This is a genomic window from Corallococcus sp. M7, from assembly GCF_054512695.1.
This window is the reverse complement of record NZ_CM137252.1, coordinates 5491795-5507196: the sequence shown is the minus strand read 5'-3', so window position 1 is coordinate 5507196 and position 15402 is coordinate 5491795. Positions and strand designations below refer to the sequence as shown.

The following is a 15402-nucleotide window of genomic DNA, read 5'->3' as shown; positions in this document are numbered from 1 at the left end:
ACCACGCCCCATCCGCCAGGGAACGCGCCCAACCCCCCGCCGCCATACCCCGGACAGTCGAACGCCCGGACCCTCGTGAGAGGACCCGGGCGTCATGAACTCCATCCCTGCCTAGCAGGGACGAGGGCTCAGCCCCACTTGGACATCGTCCGCCGGGGCGGAGGCGAGCTCGGCCCCGCGGCAGGCGACGCCACCGCCGGACGGGCCTGCGGCGGGCGGCCCTGGCCACCACCGCGCGGCGCCTGGGCATTGCCGCCACCGCTGGCCTGACGCGGCTGGCCACCGTTCGGACGGCCCTGACCGCCGCCGCCACCACCGCGGCGCTGCCCGCCACCCCGACGCTGACCCCCACCGCCGCCGCCACCACCGCCGCGCGACTGGCCCCGGCCACCCCGGTTCATCGGAGGACGGCTCTCCTCCACGTCACCGGGCAGGGGAGGGGGCAGGTGCGAACGGAACGCGGAGTCCGCCACCACCGGCACGCTGCGGCGGATGGTGCGCTCGATGTCGCGCAGGTACGCGCGCTCCTCGGAGTCGCAGAAGGACACGGCCTGGCCGCTGGCGCCCGCGCGGCCCGTGCGGCCGATGCGGTGCACGTACTGCTCCGGCACGTTGGGCAGGTCGTAGTTGAACACGTGCGACAGCCCGTCGATGTCGATGCCGCGCGCCGCGATGTCCGTGGCCACCAGCACGCGCAGGGTGCCGGCGCGGAACTCGTCCAGCGCGCGCTCGCGGGCGTTCTGGCTCTTGTTGCCGTGGATGGCGTCCGCGCGCACGCCCGCCGCCGTGAGCTGCTTGGCCACGCGGTTGGCGCCGTGCTTCGTGCGCGTGAAAACGAGCGCGCGCGGGATCGCCTTCGCGTCCTGGAGCAGGTGCGTGAGCAGCGCGCGCTTCTCCTCGCGCTCCACGAAGTACACCTGCTGGCTCACCGTCTCCGCCGTGCTGGACGCGGGCGTCACCTCCACGCGCACCGGCTCCTTCAGGATGTTGCGCGCCAGGTCCATGATGTCCGGCGGCAGCGTCGCGCTGAAGAACAGCGTCTGGCGCACCGGCGGCAGCACCTTGATGACCCGCCGCACGTCGTGGATGAACCCCATGTCCAGCATGCGGTCCGCCTCGTCCAGCACGAACACTTCCAGCGCGCGCAGGGTCACGAACCCCTGGTCGATGAGATCCAGCAGGCGCCCCGGCGTCGCCACCAGGATGTCCACGCCCTGGCGCAGCGCCTGGACCTGCGGATTCTGGCCCACGCCGCCGAACACCACCGCGTGGCGCAGGGGCAGGTTCTTGCCGTAGGTGGCGAAGCTGTCACTCACCTGGCTGGCCAGCTCGCGCGTGGGCGTCAGCACCAGGCAGCGCACCGGACGCGCGCCGCCCGCGGGCGCCTTCGCGGAAAGCCGCTGGAGGATGGGCAGCGCGAACGCCGCCGTCTTGCCCGTGCCCGTCTGGGCCACGCCCAGCACGTCCTTGCCCGCCAGGGCATGGGGAATCGCCTTCGCCTGGATGGGCGTCGGCGTGGTGTAGCCCTCCGCCTTGACGGCCTTGAGGAGCGAATCGGTCAACTGCAGTTCGTCGAAAGTCATGAAATCCCGCAAGTGAAGGGTCGGCGCACTCCCCCTCCGGCGGGGGACCGACCGCGCAGCGCGCCCTCCCGCGGTATTGCGGGGGCGCCTGGCGGTACGCGGTCAGGCCAATCAACGGCCCGAGGCACCTGGGAACGTCTTGGAACCCCTGGGCGTCCGGGAGGATTCCCGCCGGTGCCGTCCAGGGCCCGGCCACACTGCCTGCAACGGGCGGCAATGTCCCGGGAAATCCTCCCCGCCCGCCTGCCCCCGGCCGGTGTGGAGATTTCGGACAGGGCTGTTGGACGCCTGTCCCCATCGTCCACAACCCCCCAATCCAGGCACCGGCAGCCCCCTCTCTCGGCGCCCTCTCAAGCCGCCGAAATCATTGGAGTCCAAAGGAACCGCCTGACGCCCACCTTGGGCAGGTCCTTGGAATGACTGGGAAATTCCCCAGCACCTGCCGATTGGCATGACCGTTGCTAGCCTTTGCCGCGTCGCGCCGTACTGGCGCGGGCGGTGGACCCTGGTGAGGAGCGGGACTTGAAGCGGTGGCAGCGACAGACGGTGGGGATGGCCTGGGGGTTGGGGCTGTGCGTGGCTTCGCTGGCGTGTGCCCAGCAGCCGAAGGCGGGGACGGCGAAGGCCTCCGGATTCTCCGCCCAGACGGTGGTGGAGAAGGTCCGCGCGCTGGCCGCGAAGCCGTACCAGGAGCCGCCCGTCGGTGTGCCGCCGTCCTTCGAGAAGCTCACCTACGATCAGTACCGGGACATCCGCTTCCGCGATTCCGCGTCGCTGTGGCGTGAGGAGGCGCTGCCTTTCAGGGCACAGTTCTTCCACCCCGGTTTTTATTACACCCGTCCGGTGGGCGTGAACGTGGTGGAGGGCGGCAAGGCGCGCCCCGTGCCGTTCTCCACGGACCAGTTCACCTATGGCCCCCTGGTGGGCACGCCGCCCAAGGGCAAGGTGAACGGCTTCGCGGGCTTCCGCCTCAACGCGCCGCTCAACACGAAGGACTACTACGACGAATTGGTGGTCTTCCTGGGCGCCAGCTACTTCCGCGCGCTGGGCAAGGGCAACCTGTACGGCCTGTCCGCGCGCGGGCTCGCCATCGACACGGCGCAGCCGGGGGGCGAGGAGTTCCCCACGTTCCGCGAGTTCTGGCTGGAGACGCCGGCGAAGGGCTCGGACACGGTGGTGGTCCACGCGCTGATGGACAGCCCCAGCGTCACGGGCGCGTATCGCTTCGCCATCCGCCCGGGTGAGCGGACCGTGATGGACGTGGAGTCCACGGTGTTCGCGCGCAAGGCGGTGCGCCAGCTGGGCGTGGCGCCGCTCACCAGCATGTTCCTCTTTGGAGAGAACGACCCCGGCGACTTCGACGACTTCCGCCCGGAGGTGCACGACTCCGACGGCATCTCCGTGTGGATGAAGAACGGCGAGAAGCTGTGGCGCCCCCTGAAGAACCCGAAGCAGATCCAGGTGAGCAGCTTCCACACGGACGGGCTGTCGGGCTTCGGCCTGTTGCAGCGCGACCAGGCGTTCAGCAGCTATGAGGACCTGGAGGCGCGCTCCGAGCGGCGCCCGGGCGCCTGGGTGGAGCCGGTGGGTGACTGGGGCGCGGGCTCCGTGCGGCTCGTGGAGCTGCCCACCCGCGAGGAGATCCACGACAACATCGTGGCCTTCTGGGTGCCGGATGCACCGGTGCAGGCGGGTGCACAGCTTCGCTTCTCCTACCGGCTGTCCTGGGGCTTCTCCCCCGAGGGCGTGAAGGCCGGAGGTTCCACCGTCGCGGCGACGCGTGTCGCGGCGGGCAGCAAGCCGGGGGCGCGTCGCTTCGTCCTCGACTTCACGAAGGCCAGCAAGGAAGGCACCGGTCCCGTGGAGGCGGTCGTCACCGCTTCGCGCGGCCAGGTGCTGCACCCGCGCGCCGAGGTCCACGCCGTCACCGGTGGCTTCCGCGCGGCCTTCGAGCTCATGCCCGACGGAGAAGGCCCCGTCGAGCTGCGCTGCTTCCTGAAACGCGGTTCCGAGACCCTCACCGAGACCTGGAGCTACCTGTGGATTCCGTGACCACGCACCCGTTCATCTCCTTCGCTCCGGCGATGCCCCAGGAGGCCCGCGCGGACACCCGCGCCGCGCTGGAGAACTTCTTCCAGGACTTCGGCTTCACCGGCCGCAACGACCTGGAGAAGCTGGCGGGCTGGGTCCTGGGCACGCGTGAAATGTCCCTGTCGCCGGAGGCCGCGCTGGCGCTCGCGCGGTGGCGGGTGGAGGGCTGGCTGGCGGAGGTCCTGGGGCCCGCGCACGTGGGGCCGTCGCTGCTGGTGCGCGGCCGGGCCGCGTTCGTGCTGGTGGGCGGCGCGCGCTGGGGCGCGGACGTGCTGATGCGCGCTCCGGCCTCGCTGCCGGACGCGTGGCGCCGCGCGGTGTGTGAAGCAGTGCCCATGTCCGCCCCGGCGGAGGTGCCCTGCCAGATGCGCGAGCAGGTGCTCGTGCTCAATCCCTTCATGGACATGCTGCGCCGCTGGCTGCGTCCGGCCGCCAGCCAGGCGGGCGTGTCGCCGTCGCGCTAGCGCGGCCCCTCACACAGCCAAGCCGCACGGGAGCCCGGAGTCCGCATGAACGCCCAACCCTACACTCCGGCCCTGGCGCGCCCGCGCCGCGTGATGGTGCTGGGACTGGCGGCCCTGTCCACGGGGTTCGCCTGCGTGGAGATGCACCGGCTGCTCGCGGCCCACGGCACCACGGTGCCGGAGCTGTTCGTGTTGGGGCTGTTCGCGGTGTGCTTCGCGTGGATCGCCCTGTCGTTCTGGAGCGGCGTCGCGGGCTTCATCCAACTGGCCATGAACCAGCGGGTGCCGGGGCTGCGCTGGCCCACGGAAGAGGAGGCCGCGCAGCCGCTCACGCGCCGCACCGCGGTGGTGATGCCCGTCTACAACGAGGACCCGGCCGCCGTGTTCGCGCACGTGCAGGCCACGTATGAGTCCATCGCCGCGACGGGGCAGTTGGACGCGTTCGACTTCTACGTGCTGAGCGACTCCACGCGGGCGGAGTCGTGGGTGGCGGAGGAGCTGGCGTGGTCGGAGCTGTGCCGCCGGGTGGGCGGGCAGGGGCGCATCTTCTACCGCCGCCGCTCCGACAACACGGCCAAGAAGGCGGGCAACCTGGCGGAGTTCTGTGAGCGCTGGGGCCGCCGCTACGACTTCCTGCTGGTGCTGGACGCCGACAGCCTGATGGCGGGCGACAGCGTGGTGAAGATGGCCCGGCTGATGGAGCTGAACCCGGGCGCGGGCATCCTCCAGGTGCCGCCGCAGAACGTGGGGCGCTCCACGCTGTTCGCGCGGCTGCAGCAGTTCGCCGGGCGCGTGTACGGCCCCATCGTGGCCGCGGGCGCGGCGGCGTGGCAGTTGGGGGACTCCAACTACTGGGGCCACAACGCCATCCTGCGCATGGCGCCCTTCATCGAGCACTGCGGCCTGCCGGTGCTGCCGGGCCAGCAGCCGTTCGGCGGCCACATCCTCAGCCATGACTTCGTGGAGGCCGCGCTGATGCGCCGCGCCGGCTACACGGTGTGGCTGGTGCCGGAGCTGGGTGGCAGCTACGAGCAGCCGCCGCCGGACCTGCTCGCTTACGCGCAGCGCGACCGCCGCTGGTGCCAGGGCAACCTCCAGCACCTGGGGCTGGTGATGGCAGGCGGCCTGCATCCGATGAGCCGGATGCACTTCCTCATGGGCGTGATGTCCTACGTGGCGTCGCCCCTGTGGCTCATCTTCCTGGTGGCGGGCCTGTTCGCCGCGCTGCACGAGTGGTTCTTCTCGCCCGCGACGCTGGTGGACTTCCAGTCCACGCTGCCCGGCGGAGACGCGTTCGACACCGTGGGCGCGCTGCGGCTGATGGCGCTGTCGCTGGCGCTGCTGTGGATCCCCCGGCTGATGGGCCTGGGCCTGCTGCTCGCGAACCGCGAGGAGGCGGCGCGGATGGGCGGCCGCTTCAAGCTGGTGCTCAGCGTGATGCTGGAGGGCGTGGTGTCCACGCTGATGGCGCCGGTGATGATGCTCTTCCAGTCGCACTTCGTGTTCGGGACGCTGTTTGGCTACAAGGTGAACTGGTCCAGCCAGCAGCGCGAGGACACCGACCTGCCGTGGTCGGAGGCGCTGCGCCGGCACAAGTGGCACATGGTGATTGGCGTCGTGCTCGCGGCGCTGACGGTCGCGGTGGCGCCGGGGATGCTGGCGTGGCTGTCGCCGGTCATCGTGGGGCTGTGGCTCTCCCCGGCCATCTCCGTCTTCACCTCCCGCGCGTCGCTGGGCCTGTGGCTGCAGAAGCGGGGCCTGCTCCTCATCCCGGAGGAGGTCGAGCCTCCCACCGTGCTGGTGCGCGCGCAGGAGCTGGCGGAGGAGGGGATGGAGCCGGTGGACGACGCGCTGGACCACGTGCTGACCGACCCCCGCGCGCACGCGCTGCACCTGGCGCTGCTGGAGTCCCACCCGGCGGCGAGCGTCCCCGCGGCGCTGGCCTCCGCCCGGCGCAAGCTGCTGGCGGGCGGGGTGGAGCCCCTGTCCCCGCAGGAGAAGTCCGCGGTGTTGTTGGACGCCCGTACCCTGTCGGAGCTGCGCGGCCGGCGGCTGGGCGTGCAGGCCTGATCGCGGTTGCATGCTCCCGCTTCGCCCTGGATGCTCCGGGGCATGAAACGGGTCTCGTCCGCCGCCACGCTCGCGCTGTTCTTCTCCTCCGGGGTCTTCGCCGCGGAGGCCCCCGCATCCAAGCCTGCTGAAGACCGCTGGTGGAAGCACGTGGAGGTGCTCGCCAGTGACGCGATGGAGGGGCGCGACACGGGCAGCAAGGGCTACGCGACGGCCGCGGGCTACGTGTCCAAGGAGCTGGCCGCGCTGGGCGTGAAGCCGATGCTGAAGACGGGCTTCCTCCAGCCCATGGCATTGCAGTCGCGCCGCCTCATCGAGTCGAAGTCCAGCGTCGCGCTGGTGAAGGACGGCAAGACGCTGCCGCTCGTGCAGGGCGAGGACGTCGTGCTGTCGTCGCGGCAGGGTGACAACGGCACCGTGGACGCGCCGCTGGTGTTCGTGGGCTACGGCCTGTCCATCCCCGAGCTGGGCCACGACGACTACGCGGGCCTGGACCTGAAGGGCAAGGTGGTGGTGATGCTCCAGGGCGGACCGGGGAACATCCCCGGTCCGGTGAAGTCGCACTTCTCCTCGTGGGAGGAGCGGCTGAAGGTGCTCAAGGCGGCGGGGGTCGTGGGGGTCGTGTACCTCCAGAACCCGAAGCTGCTGGAGCTGCCGTGGGAGCGCATCGTGGGCTCCGCGAAGAACCCCACGGTGGTGTTCGCGGACCCGTCGCTCAACGAGTCGCGCGGGTTGAAGGTCTCGGTGGTGGCGAACGAGGCGCATTCGCAGAAGTGGCTGGAGGGCGCGCCGCATACCTACGAGGAGCTGGTCGCGCTGGCCAACGCGGACAAGCCGCTGCCGAAGTTCGACCTGCCGCTGCGCCTGAAGGCGAAGCTGGCCTTCGACGTGAAGCCGCTCAAGTCCATGAACGTGGTGGGCGTGATGCCGGGCACGGATCCGGTGCTCTCGAAGGAGTACGTGGTGCTCAGCGCGCACCTGGACCACGTGGGCGTGGGCGAGCCGGTGAAGGGGGACCGCATCTACAACGGCGCCATGGACAACGCGTCCGGCGTGGCGGCGGTGCTGGAGGTCGCGCGGCAGTTGCATGCGCAGAAGGAGAAGCCGAAGCGCTCGGTGGTGTTCGCGCTGGTGACGGGGGAGGAGAAGGGGCTCCTGGGGTCGAAGTACTTCGCGTCCCGGCCGCCGGTGCCCATCACCTCCATCGTGGCGGACTTCAACCTGGACATGTTCATGCCCCACTGGCCGTTCACCTCCGTGGTGGCGCACGGCAAGGACGAGTCCTCGCTCGCGGTGCCGCTGGCGATGGTGGCGGCGGAGCAGGGCGTCCAGGTGCTTCAGGATCCGGAGCCGGACCGCAACCTGTTCGTGCGAAGCGATCAGTACTCGTTCATCCGCGAGGGCGTGCCCGCGCTGTTCTTCAAGTTCGGCTACACGCCGGATTCGGAGGAGCAGAAGGTGTTCAAGCAGTGGCTCACCGAGCGCTACCACGCGCCGTCGGATGACCTGTCGCAGCAGCCGGTGGACCACGAGGGCGCCGCGCGCTTCATCACCTTCCTGACCGCGCTGACGAACGCGGTGGCGGACGCCCCCGGCCGGCCGTACTGGAACGACGACAGCTTCTTCCGCCGCTTCGCGAAGCCGGCGCCGAAGTCGGCTCCCGAGCCGGCTCCGGCCCCGTGAGCCGCGGCGCCTTCACGCATCCAGGTGCGGGTCGTTGACGCCGGGGCGCGCTTCCAGGAAGCGGAGCGCGCAGCGGATGTCGGACGACGCGGTTTCGCGCGGGGCATTCCGGGCCGCTTCGATGCGGCGGCGGGCAGCGGCCCGGGCGTCGCTGCCCTCGGCGCTTCGCGGGGGCGCGGCGTCGGCTTCGGCCAGGTCGAGCGAGGCGCGGAGCAGATCCACGAGTTGGAAGAGGGAAGGGTCCTCGCGCAGCTCGGGGGCTCCTTCCAGTCCGGCGAAGCCTTCTCTCGCGGCGCGCAGGTCCCCGCACGCGGCGTCCAGCGCGGCCCGGTGCGCGATGAACCGCAGGGCCTGCCAGCGGGACGCGCGGCCCAGGATGGTGACCGCCTCCGTCAGCGCCGCGCGCGCCTGCTTCCAATCACCCCGCGCGAGCGAGGCGCGGCCCAGCTCTCCCAGCGCCGTGCCCTCCAGCAGCCGCTGCCCCAGCAGCCGTGACAGGCGCACCGCGGCCTCCAGGTGCTCGCAGGCCTCCCCGATGCCGCCCGCGTCCATCAGGTAGCAGCCCAGGTTGATCCGCGCGAGCGCCTGCCCCGCGCGGTCCTCCACGGTGAGCGCGCGGCCCAGCGCCTCGCCCAGGAGCATCACGGCCTCGCCGTCGTCCCCCGCCTCGCCGATGGCGACCGCGCAGTTGGTGAGGAAGCCCACCTCGAACGTCACGTCGCCCACCTCGCGGAACAGGGCCAGCGACGCGCGCAGGTGGGGGATGGCCGCCTCCGGCCCGTGACGCACCTGTTCGACGAGGCCCAGGTTGCCCACCGCGTAGGCCTCCAGCCAGCGGTCGCTTCCGGAGGGCAGCGCCTGCGCGTCGCGCATCAGCGTCCACGCGGCGGCCCCGTCCCCGGCGTGACGGGCGACGATGGACAGGTCCACGAGCACGCGCTTCTCCGACGCCGTCTCGCCCAGCGTGTGGAAGACGCCGCGCGCCTCCTCCAGCGCCTGGCGCGCGTACTCCGCCTGTCCCGCGTCCATGTACGCGCGGCCCAGCACCGCGAGCGCCTCCGCGCGCTTCAGCGGCGCCACCGCGACGTGGGCCGACGCCTCCAGCGCCCGCTCCAGCCGCTCCACGAGCAGCCCCACCGGTCCACGCGTGCGCGCATCCGGCTCCAGCACCACCAGCGTCTCCAGCGCCCGGCCCAGGGACTCGGCGGTCGCGGGACGGATGGCCAGCGCGTTGTCGCACGCGGCCAGCAGGTTCTCGCGCTCCAGGGCCAGCCGCCGCAGCGCCGTCGCGCCGCCCGTCTTCTGCACGCGCTCCCGCAGCCGGCCCGCGACCTGGAGGTACGTGGCCGCGTGCCGGGCCTCGCACGCCGCCTCGTCGCCCGTCTCGCGCAGCCGCAGCATCGCGTACTCGCGGATGCTCTCGTACAACCCCAGGCGCAGGAAGCCGCCGGGAGCCCCCACCTCGCGCGCGCAGAGGAGCGATTGGGAGCGCAGCGAGTGCACCACCTCCAGCACGTCCGGCGAGCCCTCCGGCAGCACCAGCACGGCCTCCGCGGCCTCCAGCGTGAACCCGCCCCGGAACACCGAGCACTGCGCCAGCGCGGCGCGCTCGGCGGGCTCCAGCAGGTTCCACGACCAGTCGATGGCACCCCGCAGCGTCGCCTGTCGCGCGGGCGCGTCCCGCCGTCCCACGCGCAGCAGGTCGAAGCGCTTCGCCAGCCGCTCGCACAGTTGCTCCACGCCCAGCACGCTCACGCGCGCCGCGGCCAGCTCGATGGCCAGCGCGATGCCGTCCAACTGCCGCACGATGTCCGCGACGCGCGGGGCGTCCGCGTCGGTCAGGATGAAGTCGCCGCGTGTCTCCCGGGCGCGCTGCACGAACAGGCGCACCGCGTCCGAGCGGAGGATGACGTCCCAGCGCGTCTCGTCCGGATCCGGCAGGCCCAGCGGGGCCAGGTCCAGCACGCGCTCTCCGGGCAGGCGCAGGGCCTCGCGCGTGGTGACGAGGAACCGGGCGCGCGGCGCCAGCACCCGCCAGCGCCCCAGCGTCGCGGGCACGTGACGCACCACCTGCTCCACGTTGTCCAGGATGACCAGCACGTCGCCACACCCCGCGAGCGCGTGCCCCAGCCGCTCCGCCGGCGTGCTGCCGTCTCCGTCCGCCGTGAGCGGCACGCCCAGCGCCCGGCCCACCGCGTGGCAGAGGTCGCCCTCCGTCACCGCCTCCTCCAGGTCGCACCGCCAGACGCCGCCCTCCCACGTGCCCGCGTCCGACGCCAGCGCGCCGAAGTGCGTGGCCAGCCGCGTCTTGCCCATGCCTCCCGGGCCCAGAATGCTGATCAGCCGCGCGCCCTCCGCCACCCACTGTCGAAGGGTGTCCAGCTCCTCCGCGCGGCCCACCAGGTCCTGCCGCAGCGTGGGCACGTTGCCGGGCCGCTCGCGCGGGGCGCGCAGGGGGCCGAAGCGGCGGTGCGCGAGCGACGCGGGCAGCAGCTCCACCAGCGCCACGCTGTCGCTCACGCCGCGCAGGCGGAAGGTCCCCAGCGAGCGCGCGACGGGCGTTCCCAGCGCCGCCAGCTCCGGCTGGATGCGAGCCCACGCCGCGCCGCTCAGCAACACCTGTCCGCCGTGTCCCGCGTCCGCGACCCTGGCCGCGATGTTCACCGGAGGCCCCAGGTAGTCCAGCCGGTGCGTGGCCGGATCCAGGCGGCAGTCGGGCTCGCCCACGTGCACGCCCATGCGCACGCGCAGCCCCCGGTGGCTCAGCCCTTCCGGCGTGTGCTCCTCCGCAGCGTCCGGCTCCTCGAGCAAGGCCTCCGGCCAGCTCGCGTGCAGCAGCGCCTCCTGCGCGCGCAGGCACCAGTGCGCCGCCTCCACCGGCGACGCGAACGCGACCATGAAGGCATCGCCCTGCGACTTCACCTCATAGCCGTCGGTGCCCAGGAGCAGCGCGCGCAGCACGCCGTCATGCAGCTCCAGCGCGTCGCGCATGGCCTGGCCACAGCGCTCCCACAGCCGCGTGGACCCCTGGATGTCGGTGAAGACGAGCGCCACCGAGCCGGTGGGCGGCAGGTGCCGGGCGGGCGGCGGAGCACATACGGAGGCGCCTTCGTCGGCCGGGGGCGCGACGACCGTGAGTCTTCGGAAGGCCTCTCCCATCTCCCGCTCTCCCCGATGCCAGGAACCCCCACCCACTCCCACCCTCCTGTCGCCCGTGGGGGTGACGCCCGTGCCGCTGGCGCTTCACATGGAAAGCAGTACGGGCCGGAACGGCAACGCGCACCTGCCGGGCAGGGTCGTGCGCCGCTAGTGAGCACTTGTGATCGCGCCGCGCGCGCATCCATCCACGGACGACATCCGCATGACCCCGCGGGGCCTGTCGTTCCCGCTTGCCCGCTTGCCGCCACCGCCGGGGTCCACCGGGCCCCATTCCAAGGAGGACGGGGGGCCGTGTTAGGACGGAGACACGTCCCGTCCCCGCGGCAGGAGCGCGAGGGCGCGACGCCTCTTCCTGGAAGGACTCATGCGTTCGACTTCGGCACTGGCGTTGATGATGGCTTCCCTCGCGGTGGGCGCGCTGTCGGCTTGCGGCGACGACGACAAGCAGGACAACACCCCGGACTCGGGCACGAGCACCGACGCGGGCACGAACACCGACGGCGGCACCAGCACGGGCAACGGCGAGTGCCCCGCCTCCGCCATCATCTGTGAGGACTTCGAGAACGGGGAGACCGGCTGGAAGCAGCCGGACGAGGACCACCACGCCACCATCGCCGTCGACAGCTCGCGCCCCCGCTCCGGCAAGGGCTCGGTGCACGTGAAGACGGACCCGGGCTACAACGAGGACACGGGTTCGGGCGACCAGCAGGCCATCGCGCACCTGCGCAGGGACATCCCGGCGTTCGGCACGAAGCTCTACACTCGCGCGTACGTGTACCTGAACCGGGCCTCGCCCGAGGGCGTGATGGGGACGTACTTCATCCTCTTCTCCCCGAAGGACACCGACTTCGGCGGCATCGAGCTCCAGGGAATGCACAGCGGCGCCTTCGCGCTGGATGACTGGAGCGGCATCAAGGGCACGGGCTGGAACCACCAGGAGGGCACGGAGGTCACGGTGTCGCCCAACAAGTGGACCTGCATCGAGTGGGGCGTGGAGCGTGCCAACAGCTCCGCCACCACGGGCCACGCGCTGGTGTGGGTGGATGGGAAGCTGGCCTTCGACTTCCCGAACGTGGGCATCCGGCCGTTCACCAACTTCGGGGTGGGCTACGGCTTCGTGCACCCGAAGGGCGACTCCGCGTCGGAGACGTGGATCGACGACCTGGCGGTGGCGCCCGAGCGCATCGGCTGCGAGTGACGCCATGTCGCTGAACCGCGTCGCGGACGAGACCCTTCACATCCTGGAGCAGGGCACGTACGTGCCGTTGTCCGGGCGGGAGGTGTCCATTCGCGACGCGGTGTCTCGCGCGGTCCAGGGCACCGTGCTGGTGCGCCCCGGCGACTTCGAGCACCTCACGCGGCCCGCGCCGGTGCCGGGCTTCACCATCGAGGTGACGCCGGAGAAGACGGGCGACGCCGCGCGCCGGTTGGTGGAGCAGGAGGGTGAGCAGCGGGTGCTCGCGCTCAACTTCGCGTCGGCGGTGAACCCGGGCGGCGGCTTCCTCACGGGCGCGAAGGCGCAGGAGGAGGACCTGGCGCGGTGCTCGGCGCTGTACCCGTGCCTGTTGAAGTGGCCGGAGTACTACGACGTGAACCGCAAGCTGCGCTCGCCGCTGTACACGGACCACTTCCTCTATTCGCCGGACGTGCCGTTCTTCCGCAACGAGCACTACGACCTGCTGGAGCGGCCGTTCTCCGTGTCGGTGCTGACGGCGCCCGCGCCCAACGCTCGGGAGCTGCCGGTGAAGGACCCGGAGGTCGCGCGGAAGGTGCGTGACGTGCTGTTCGCGCGGTCACTCAAGGTGTTGCAGGTGGCGGCGCACCACGGGCACCGCACCCTCCTCCTGGGCGCCTGGGGCTGCGGCGCGTTCCGCAACAACCCGCACGACGTGGCGGAGGCCTTCGCGCGAGGGCTGTCCACGATGGCGGGCGCGTTCAGCCGCGTGGTGTTCGCGGTGTACGAGCGCGGCGGGAAGGGGCCGAACCTGAGCACCTTCCGCGAGCGCTTCGGCTGAGAGGCTGTCTGGCGTTCGTGCGCGCCTGTTAGCCTTGGGCGCATGCGATGGAGCCAGGCAGGGCTCGTGGTGGGGATGCTCGCGTGCGCGGGCACGTCGACGCAGAAGCCGGTGATGACGCCCGACGCGGTGCGCACCGAGGCCGCGCCCGCGACCGTGCTGCTCACGGTGCTGGCGAAGGACGTGGAGGGCAGGCCGCTGTCCCATATCGAGTTCCGGGTCCGGAATGCGATGGCGACACCTCCCGAAGGCGCCTGGGGCACGACGGCGGGAGGACAAGGCAGGTTGTGGCTGACGCCCGGCTGGTACGTGCTCACGGCCCAGGCCTCGGGCTACCAGGGCTTCGTGGATCCGGACGTGCGGCTCGGGCGTGAGCATCCGGCGACCGTGACGATGACGCTGCGGCCCTCCGTCCCGGTCGCGGGGCGTGTGGTGGACGGCGCGGGCAAGCCGCTCCGCGCGGTGTCGCTGTCGTGGATTCCCGCGGACACGACGGCGCCCCGGTTGGACGTCGTGGGGAGCCCGGATGGCAGCTACCTGTTCGAAGGCATGGGGCCGGACCCGGGCGTGTTGCTGGCGCGGCGCAAGGGCTACAGCGACGAGCGCCGGGTGTTCGACGCGCCACCGTCGGACCTGACGCTCGTCATGCGCGAGCAGGGCGCGCTGCGGGTGACGGCCTTCGCTCCGGATGGGCGTCCGGTGACCGCGCCAAGGCTGATGGTCAAGGCGCTCGAACCCGTGGCGAAGGAGGGCGCCTGGATCGACGAGCACGTGAAGGAAGCCCGGATGTACCGGGGCCTGGAGGCGGGGCGCTACCGGGTGACGTTCACGCATCCGCTGGGTGGAAGAGCGGAGTGGATCAGGTCCTCGGAAGTCGAGATCGTGGCGGGACAGACCCGCGAGCTGACGCTCCGCTTCGAGGGTGTCGTGGAACGCGAACCGCTTCGGGGCCGCGTCACCGACGCCGACGGACGGCCCCTCGCGGACGTGTGGCTGAGCGCCTCGTCGGGTGATCCGAAGAAGGATGCCTTCGCTGGCGAGGACTCCACCCGCACCGACGCGGAGGGGCGCTTCACGTTGGAACACCTTCCGCAGGGACCTGTCCGCGTGGAGGTCTCCAGCGGTGTCGCGAAGGTCGAACTCGAGCCGGATGCAAAGGACGTGTTGCTGGAGCGGCGTCCCAGTCCCTTCGTGGAGGGGCGCGTGCTGGGGCCGGATGGGAAGCCCCTGACCCGTTTCACCGTGAACTCGAAGGCCTACGAGGATCCGGAAGGACGCTATCGGTACACGCTGGAAGGCCCCTGGCCCGAGGGCCTGGTCTTCGAAGCGGAGGGACTCGCGAGCGTGCGCAAGCGGGTGGAACCCAGGGCGGAACGGACCGTCCTTCCGGACGTGAGCCTGAAGGCGGGCCGCACCGTGCGTGTCCGGCTGGTACGGGAGGACGGGCAGCCGGCCGTGTCGATGGGATGGGTGGTCCCGCGACCGTTGCCGGGACGGGAGTCGACGTTCGCCTGGTCCCAGCCGTTCCTGAAGGTGGATGCGGACGGCCGGTACGTACTGGAGGACGTGCCGCGCGAGCCGTTCATCCTCGATGCGGACACTCAAGAAGAGGGAGCGGCCTCACAGCCCTTGGGCTCGGACGTGGAGGAGGTGACGATGCCGCTCGTGCCGGATGCCTTCGTGGAAGGCACGGTGGCGGATGAAGCGGGACGTCCGTTGCAGGGCTTCAGTCTGACGACCGGATGCGAGGTCTATCCCGACGCGCCGCCGGAGACCGACGCGGAAGGCCGGTTCAGAATGCCTGTCATCCCGGGGCGCGAGTGCTTCCTGCGCATCTACCGCAACGGAGGTCCCTCCGGTTGGCCTTCGCCACCGCTGCGCGTCTTCTGGCCCCAGCGCTTCAAGAGTGGCCATCCAGGAGGGACGGTCCGGGTGGAGCTTCGGCCGCGCCATGGACCGGCCGCCGTGGAGGTGTCGTTTCCCGGCGCGGGCGAATGGGATTGGGTCTTCCTCGTGCCAGGAGACGTCCCGATGCCGTCGACGGAGGCCGCCATGCGGGCGCTGATAAATTCCGCCGTCGAGCAGGATCCAGCCCCCGCCGAGCAACGCCCGGAGCGACAGGTGGAGGACTGGGGCTATCGCTCCTGGAGTGAGCCCCGGTTCAGCCAGTTGCCCCTGGGGCGCTACACGGTGTTCGTGCTCGAAGGCCGTATCGACCCGTCCGTGCTGCGCTACCCCGTGAACCTCACGGAGCCCGGCGTCCACCGCTTCGAGACGGAGGGCGCCGGTAAGGAGGGCGTGCACTTCGTTCACTGACGGAGACGGAGCCGCTTCATG

General features: G+C 71.5%; 9 protein-coding genes. 7 read left to right on the top strand and 2 right to left on the bottom strand.

Going from position 1 to position 15402, the window contains the following annotated elements:
• Nucleotides 1-128: 128 nt before the first annotated feature.
• Nucleotides 129-1583, bottom strand: coding sequence for a DEAD/DEAH box helicase (locus tag ACX114_RS21840; RefSeq protein WP_459287432.1), 1455 nt, complete (start codon nt 1581-1583; stop codon nt 129-131).
• 552 nt (nt 1584-2135) lie between these two features.
• On the opposite strand from ACX114_RS21840, the gene ACX114_RS21835 reads away from it, so the two are divergent.
• The 4 genes from ACX114_RS21835 to ACX114_RS21820 are packed head-to-tail and all read left to right on the top strand — an operon-like array spanning nt 2136 to nt 7891.
• The gene (locus tag ACX114_RS21835; protein WP_459300234.1) at nt 2136-3635 is read left to right on the top strand and encodes an OpgD/OpgG family glucan biosynthesis protein; all 1500 of its coding nucleotides are present in this window, start codon (nt 2136-2138) and stop codon (nt 3633-3635) included.
• Nucleotides 3623-4138: a hypothetical protein gene (locus ACX114_RS21830; RefSeq protein ID WP_459287430.1), complete on the top strand. Its 516-nt coding sequence runs from the start codon at nt 3623-3625 to the stop codon at nt 4136-4138. Before ACX114_RS21835 ends, ACX114_RS21830 begins: the two co-directional genes overlap by 13 nt.
• A 45-nt stretch (nt 4139-4183) precedes the next feature.
• Nucleotides 4184-6208, top strand: a complete 2025-nt coding sequence (gene mdoH / locus ACX114_RS21825) for a glucans biosynthesis glucosyltransferase MdoH (RefSeq protein ID WP_459287428.1) — start codon at nt 4184-4186, stop codon at nt 6206-6208.
• Nucleotides 6209-6250: 42 nt separating this feature from the next.
• Entirely contained in the window at nt 6251-7891 is a 1641-nt protein-coding gene (locus ACX114_RS21820; protein ID WP_459287426.1) for a M28 family metallopeptidase, read from the top strand.
• A 12-nt stretch (nt 7892-7903) separates the two neighbouring features.
• Here ACX114_RS21820 and ACX114_RS21815 read toward each other — a convergent pair whose 3' ends face one another.
• Entirely contained in the window at nt 7904-11050 is a 3147-nt protein-coding gene (locus ACX114_RS21815; protein WP_459287424.1) for an ATP-binding protein, read from the bottom strand.
• A gap of 364 nt (nt 11051-11414) precedes the next feature.
• Between ACX114_RS21815 and ACX114_RS21810 the strand changes: the two genes are divergently transcribed.
• Genes ACX114_RS21810 through ACX114_RS21800 form a run of 3 tightly spaced genes read left to right on the top strand, consistent with a single transcriptional unit; the run spans nt 11415 to nt 15381 of the window.
• Entirely contained in the window at nt 11415-12248 is an 834-nt protein-coding gene (locus ACX114_RS21810) for a hypothetical protein (protein WP_459287423.1), read from the top strand.
• Nucleotides 12249-12252: 4 nt separating this feature from the next.
• Nucleotides 12253-13065 (top strand): TIGR02452 family protein, encoded by an 813-nt coding sequence (locus ACX114_RS21805; protein WP_459287421.1) that lies wholly within the window; start codon nt 12253-12255, stop codon nt 13063-13065.
• A gap of 42 nt (nt 13066-13107) precedes the next feature.
• Nucleotides 13108-15381 carry a carboxypeptidase regulatory-like domain-containing protein gene (locus ACX114_RS21800; RefSeq protein ID WP_459287419.1) on the top strand — a complete coding sequence of 758 codons (2274 nt, stop codon included), beginning with the start codon at nt 13108-13110 and terminating at the stop codon, nt 15379-15381.
• The last annotated feature ends 21 nt before the right edge of the window (nt 15382-15402 follow it).

Coding starts and splice junctions, on each gene's coding strand:
- ACX114_RS21800 (WP_459287419.1), top strand. CDS start 13,108: ATGCGATGGAGCCAGGCAGGGCTCGTGGTGGGGATGCTCGCGTGCGCG.
- ACX114_RS21810 (WP_459287423.1), top strand. CDS start 11,415: ATGCGTTCGACTTCGGCACTGGCGTTGATGATGGCTTCCCTCGCGGTG.
- ACX114_RS21805 (WP_459287421.1), top strand. CDS start 12,253: ATGTCGCTGAACCGCGTCGCGGACGAGACCCTTCACATCCTGGAGCAG.
- ACX114_RS21835 (WP_459300234.1), top strand. CDS start 2,136: ATGGCCTGGGGGTTGGGGCTGTGCGTGGCTTCGCTGGCGTGTGCCCAG.
- mdoH (WP_459287428.1), top strand. CDS start 4,184: ATGAACGCCCAACCCTACACTCCGGCCCTGGCGCGCCCGCGCCGCGTG.
- ACX114_RS21815 (WP_459287424.1), bottom strand. CDS start 11,050: ATGGGAGAGGCCTTCCGAAGACTCACGGTCGTCGCGCCCCCGGCCGAC.
- ACX114_RS21820 (WP_459287426.1), top strand. CDS start 6,251: ATGAAACGGGTCTCGTCCGCCGCCACGCTCGCGCTGTTCTTCTCCTCC.
- ACX114_RS21840 (WP_459287432.1), bottom strand. CDS start 1,583: ATGACTTTCGACGAACTGCAGTTGACCGATTCGCTCCTCAAGGCCGTC.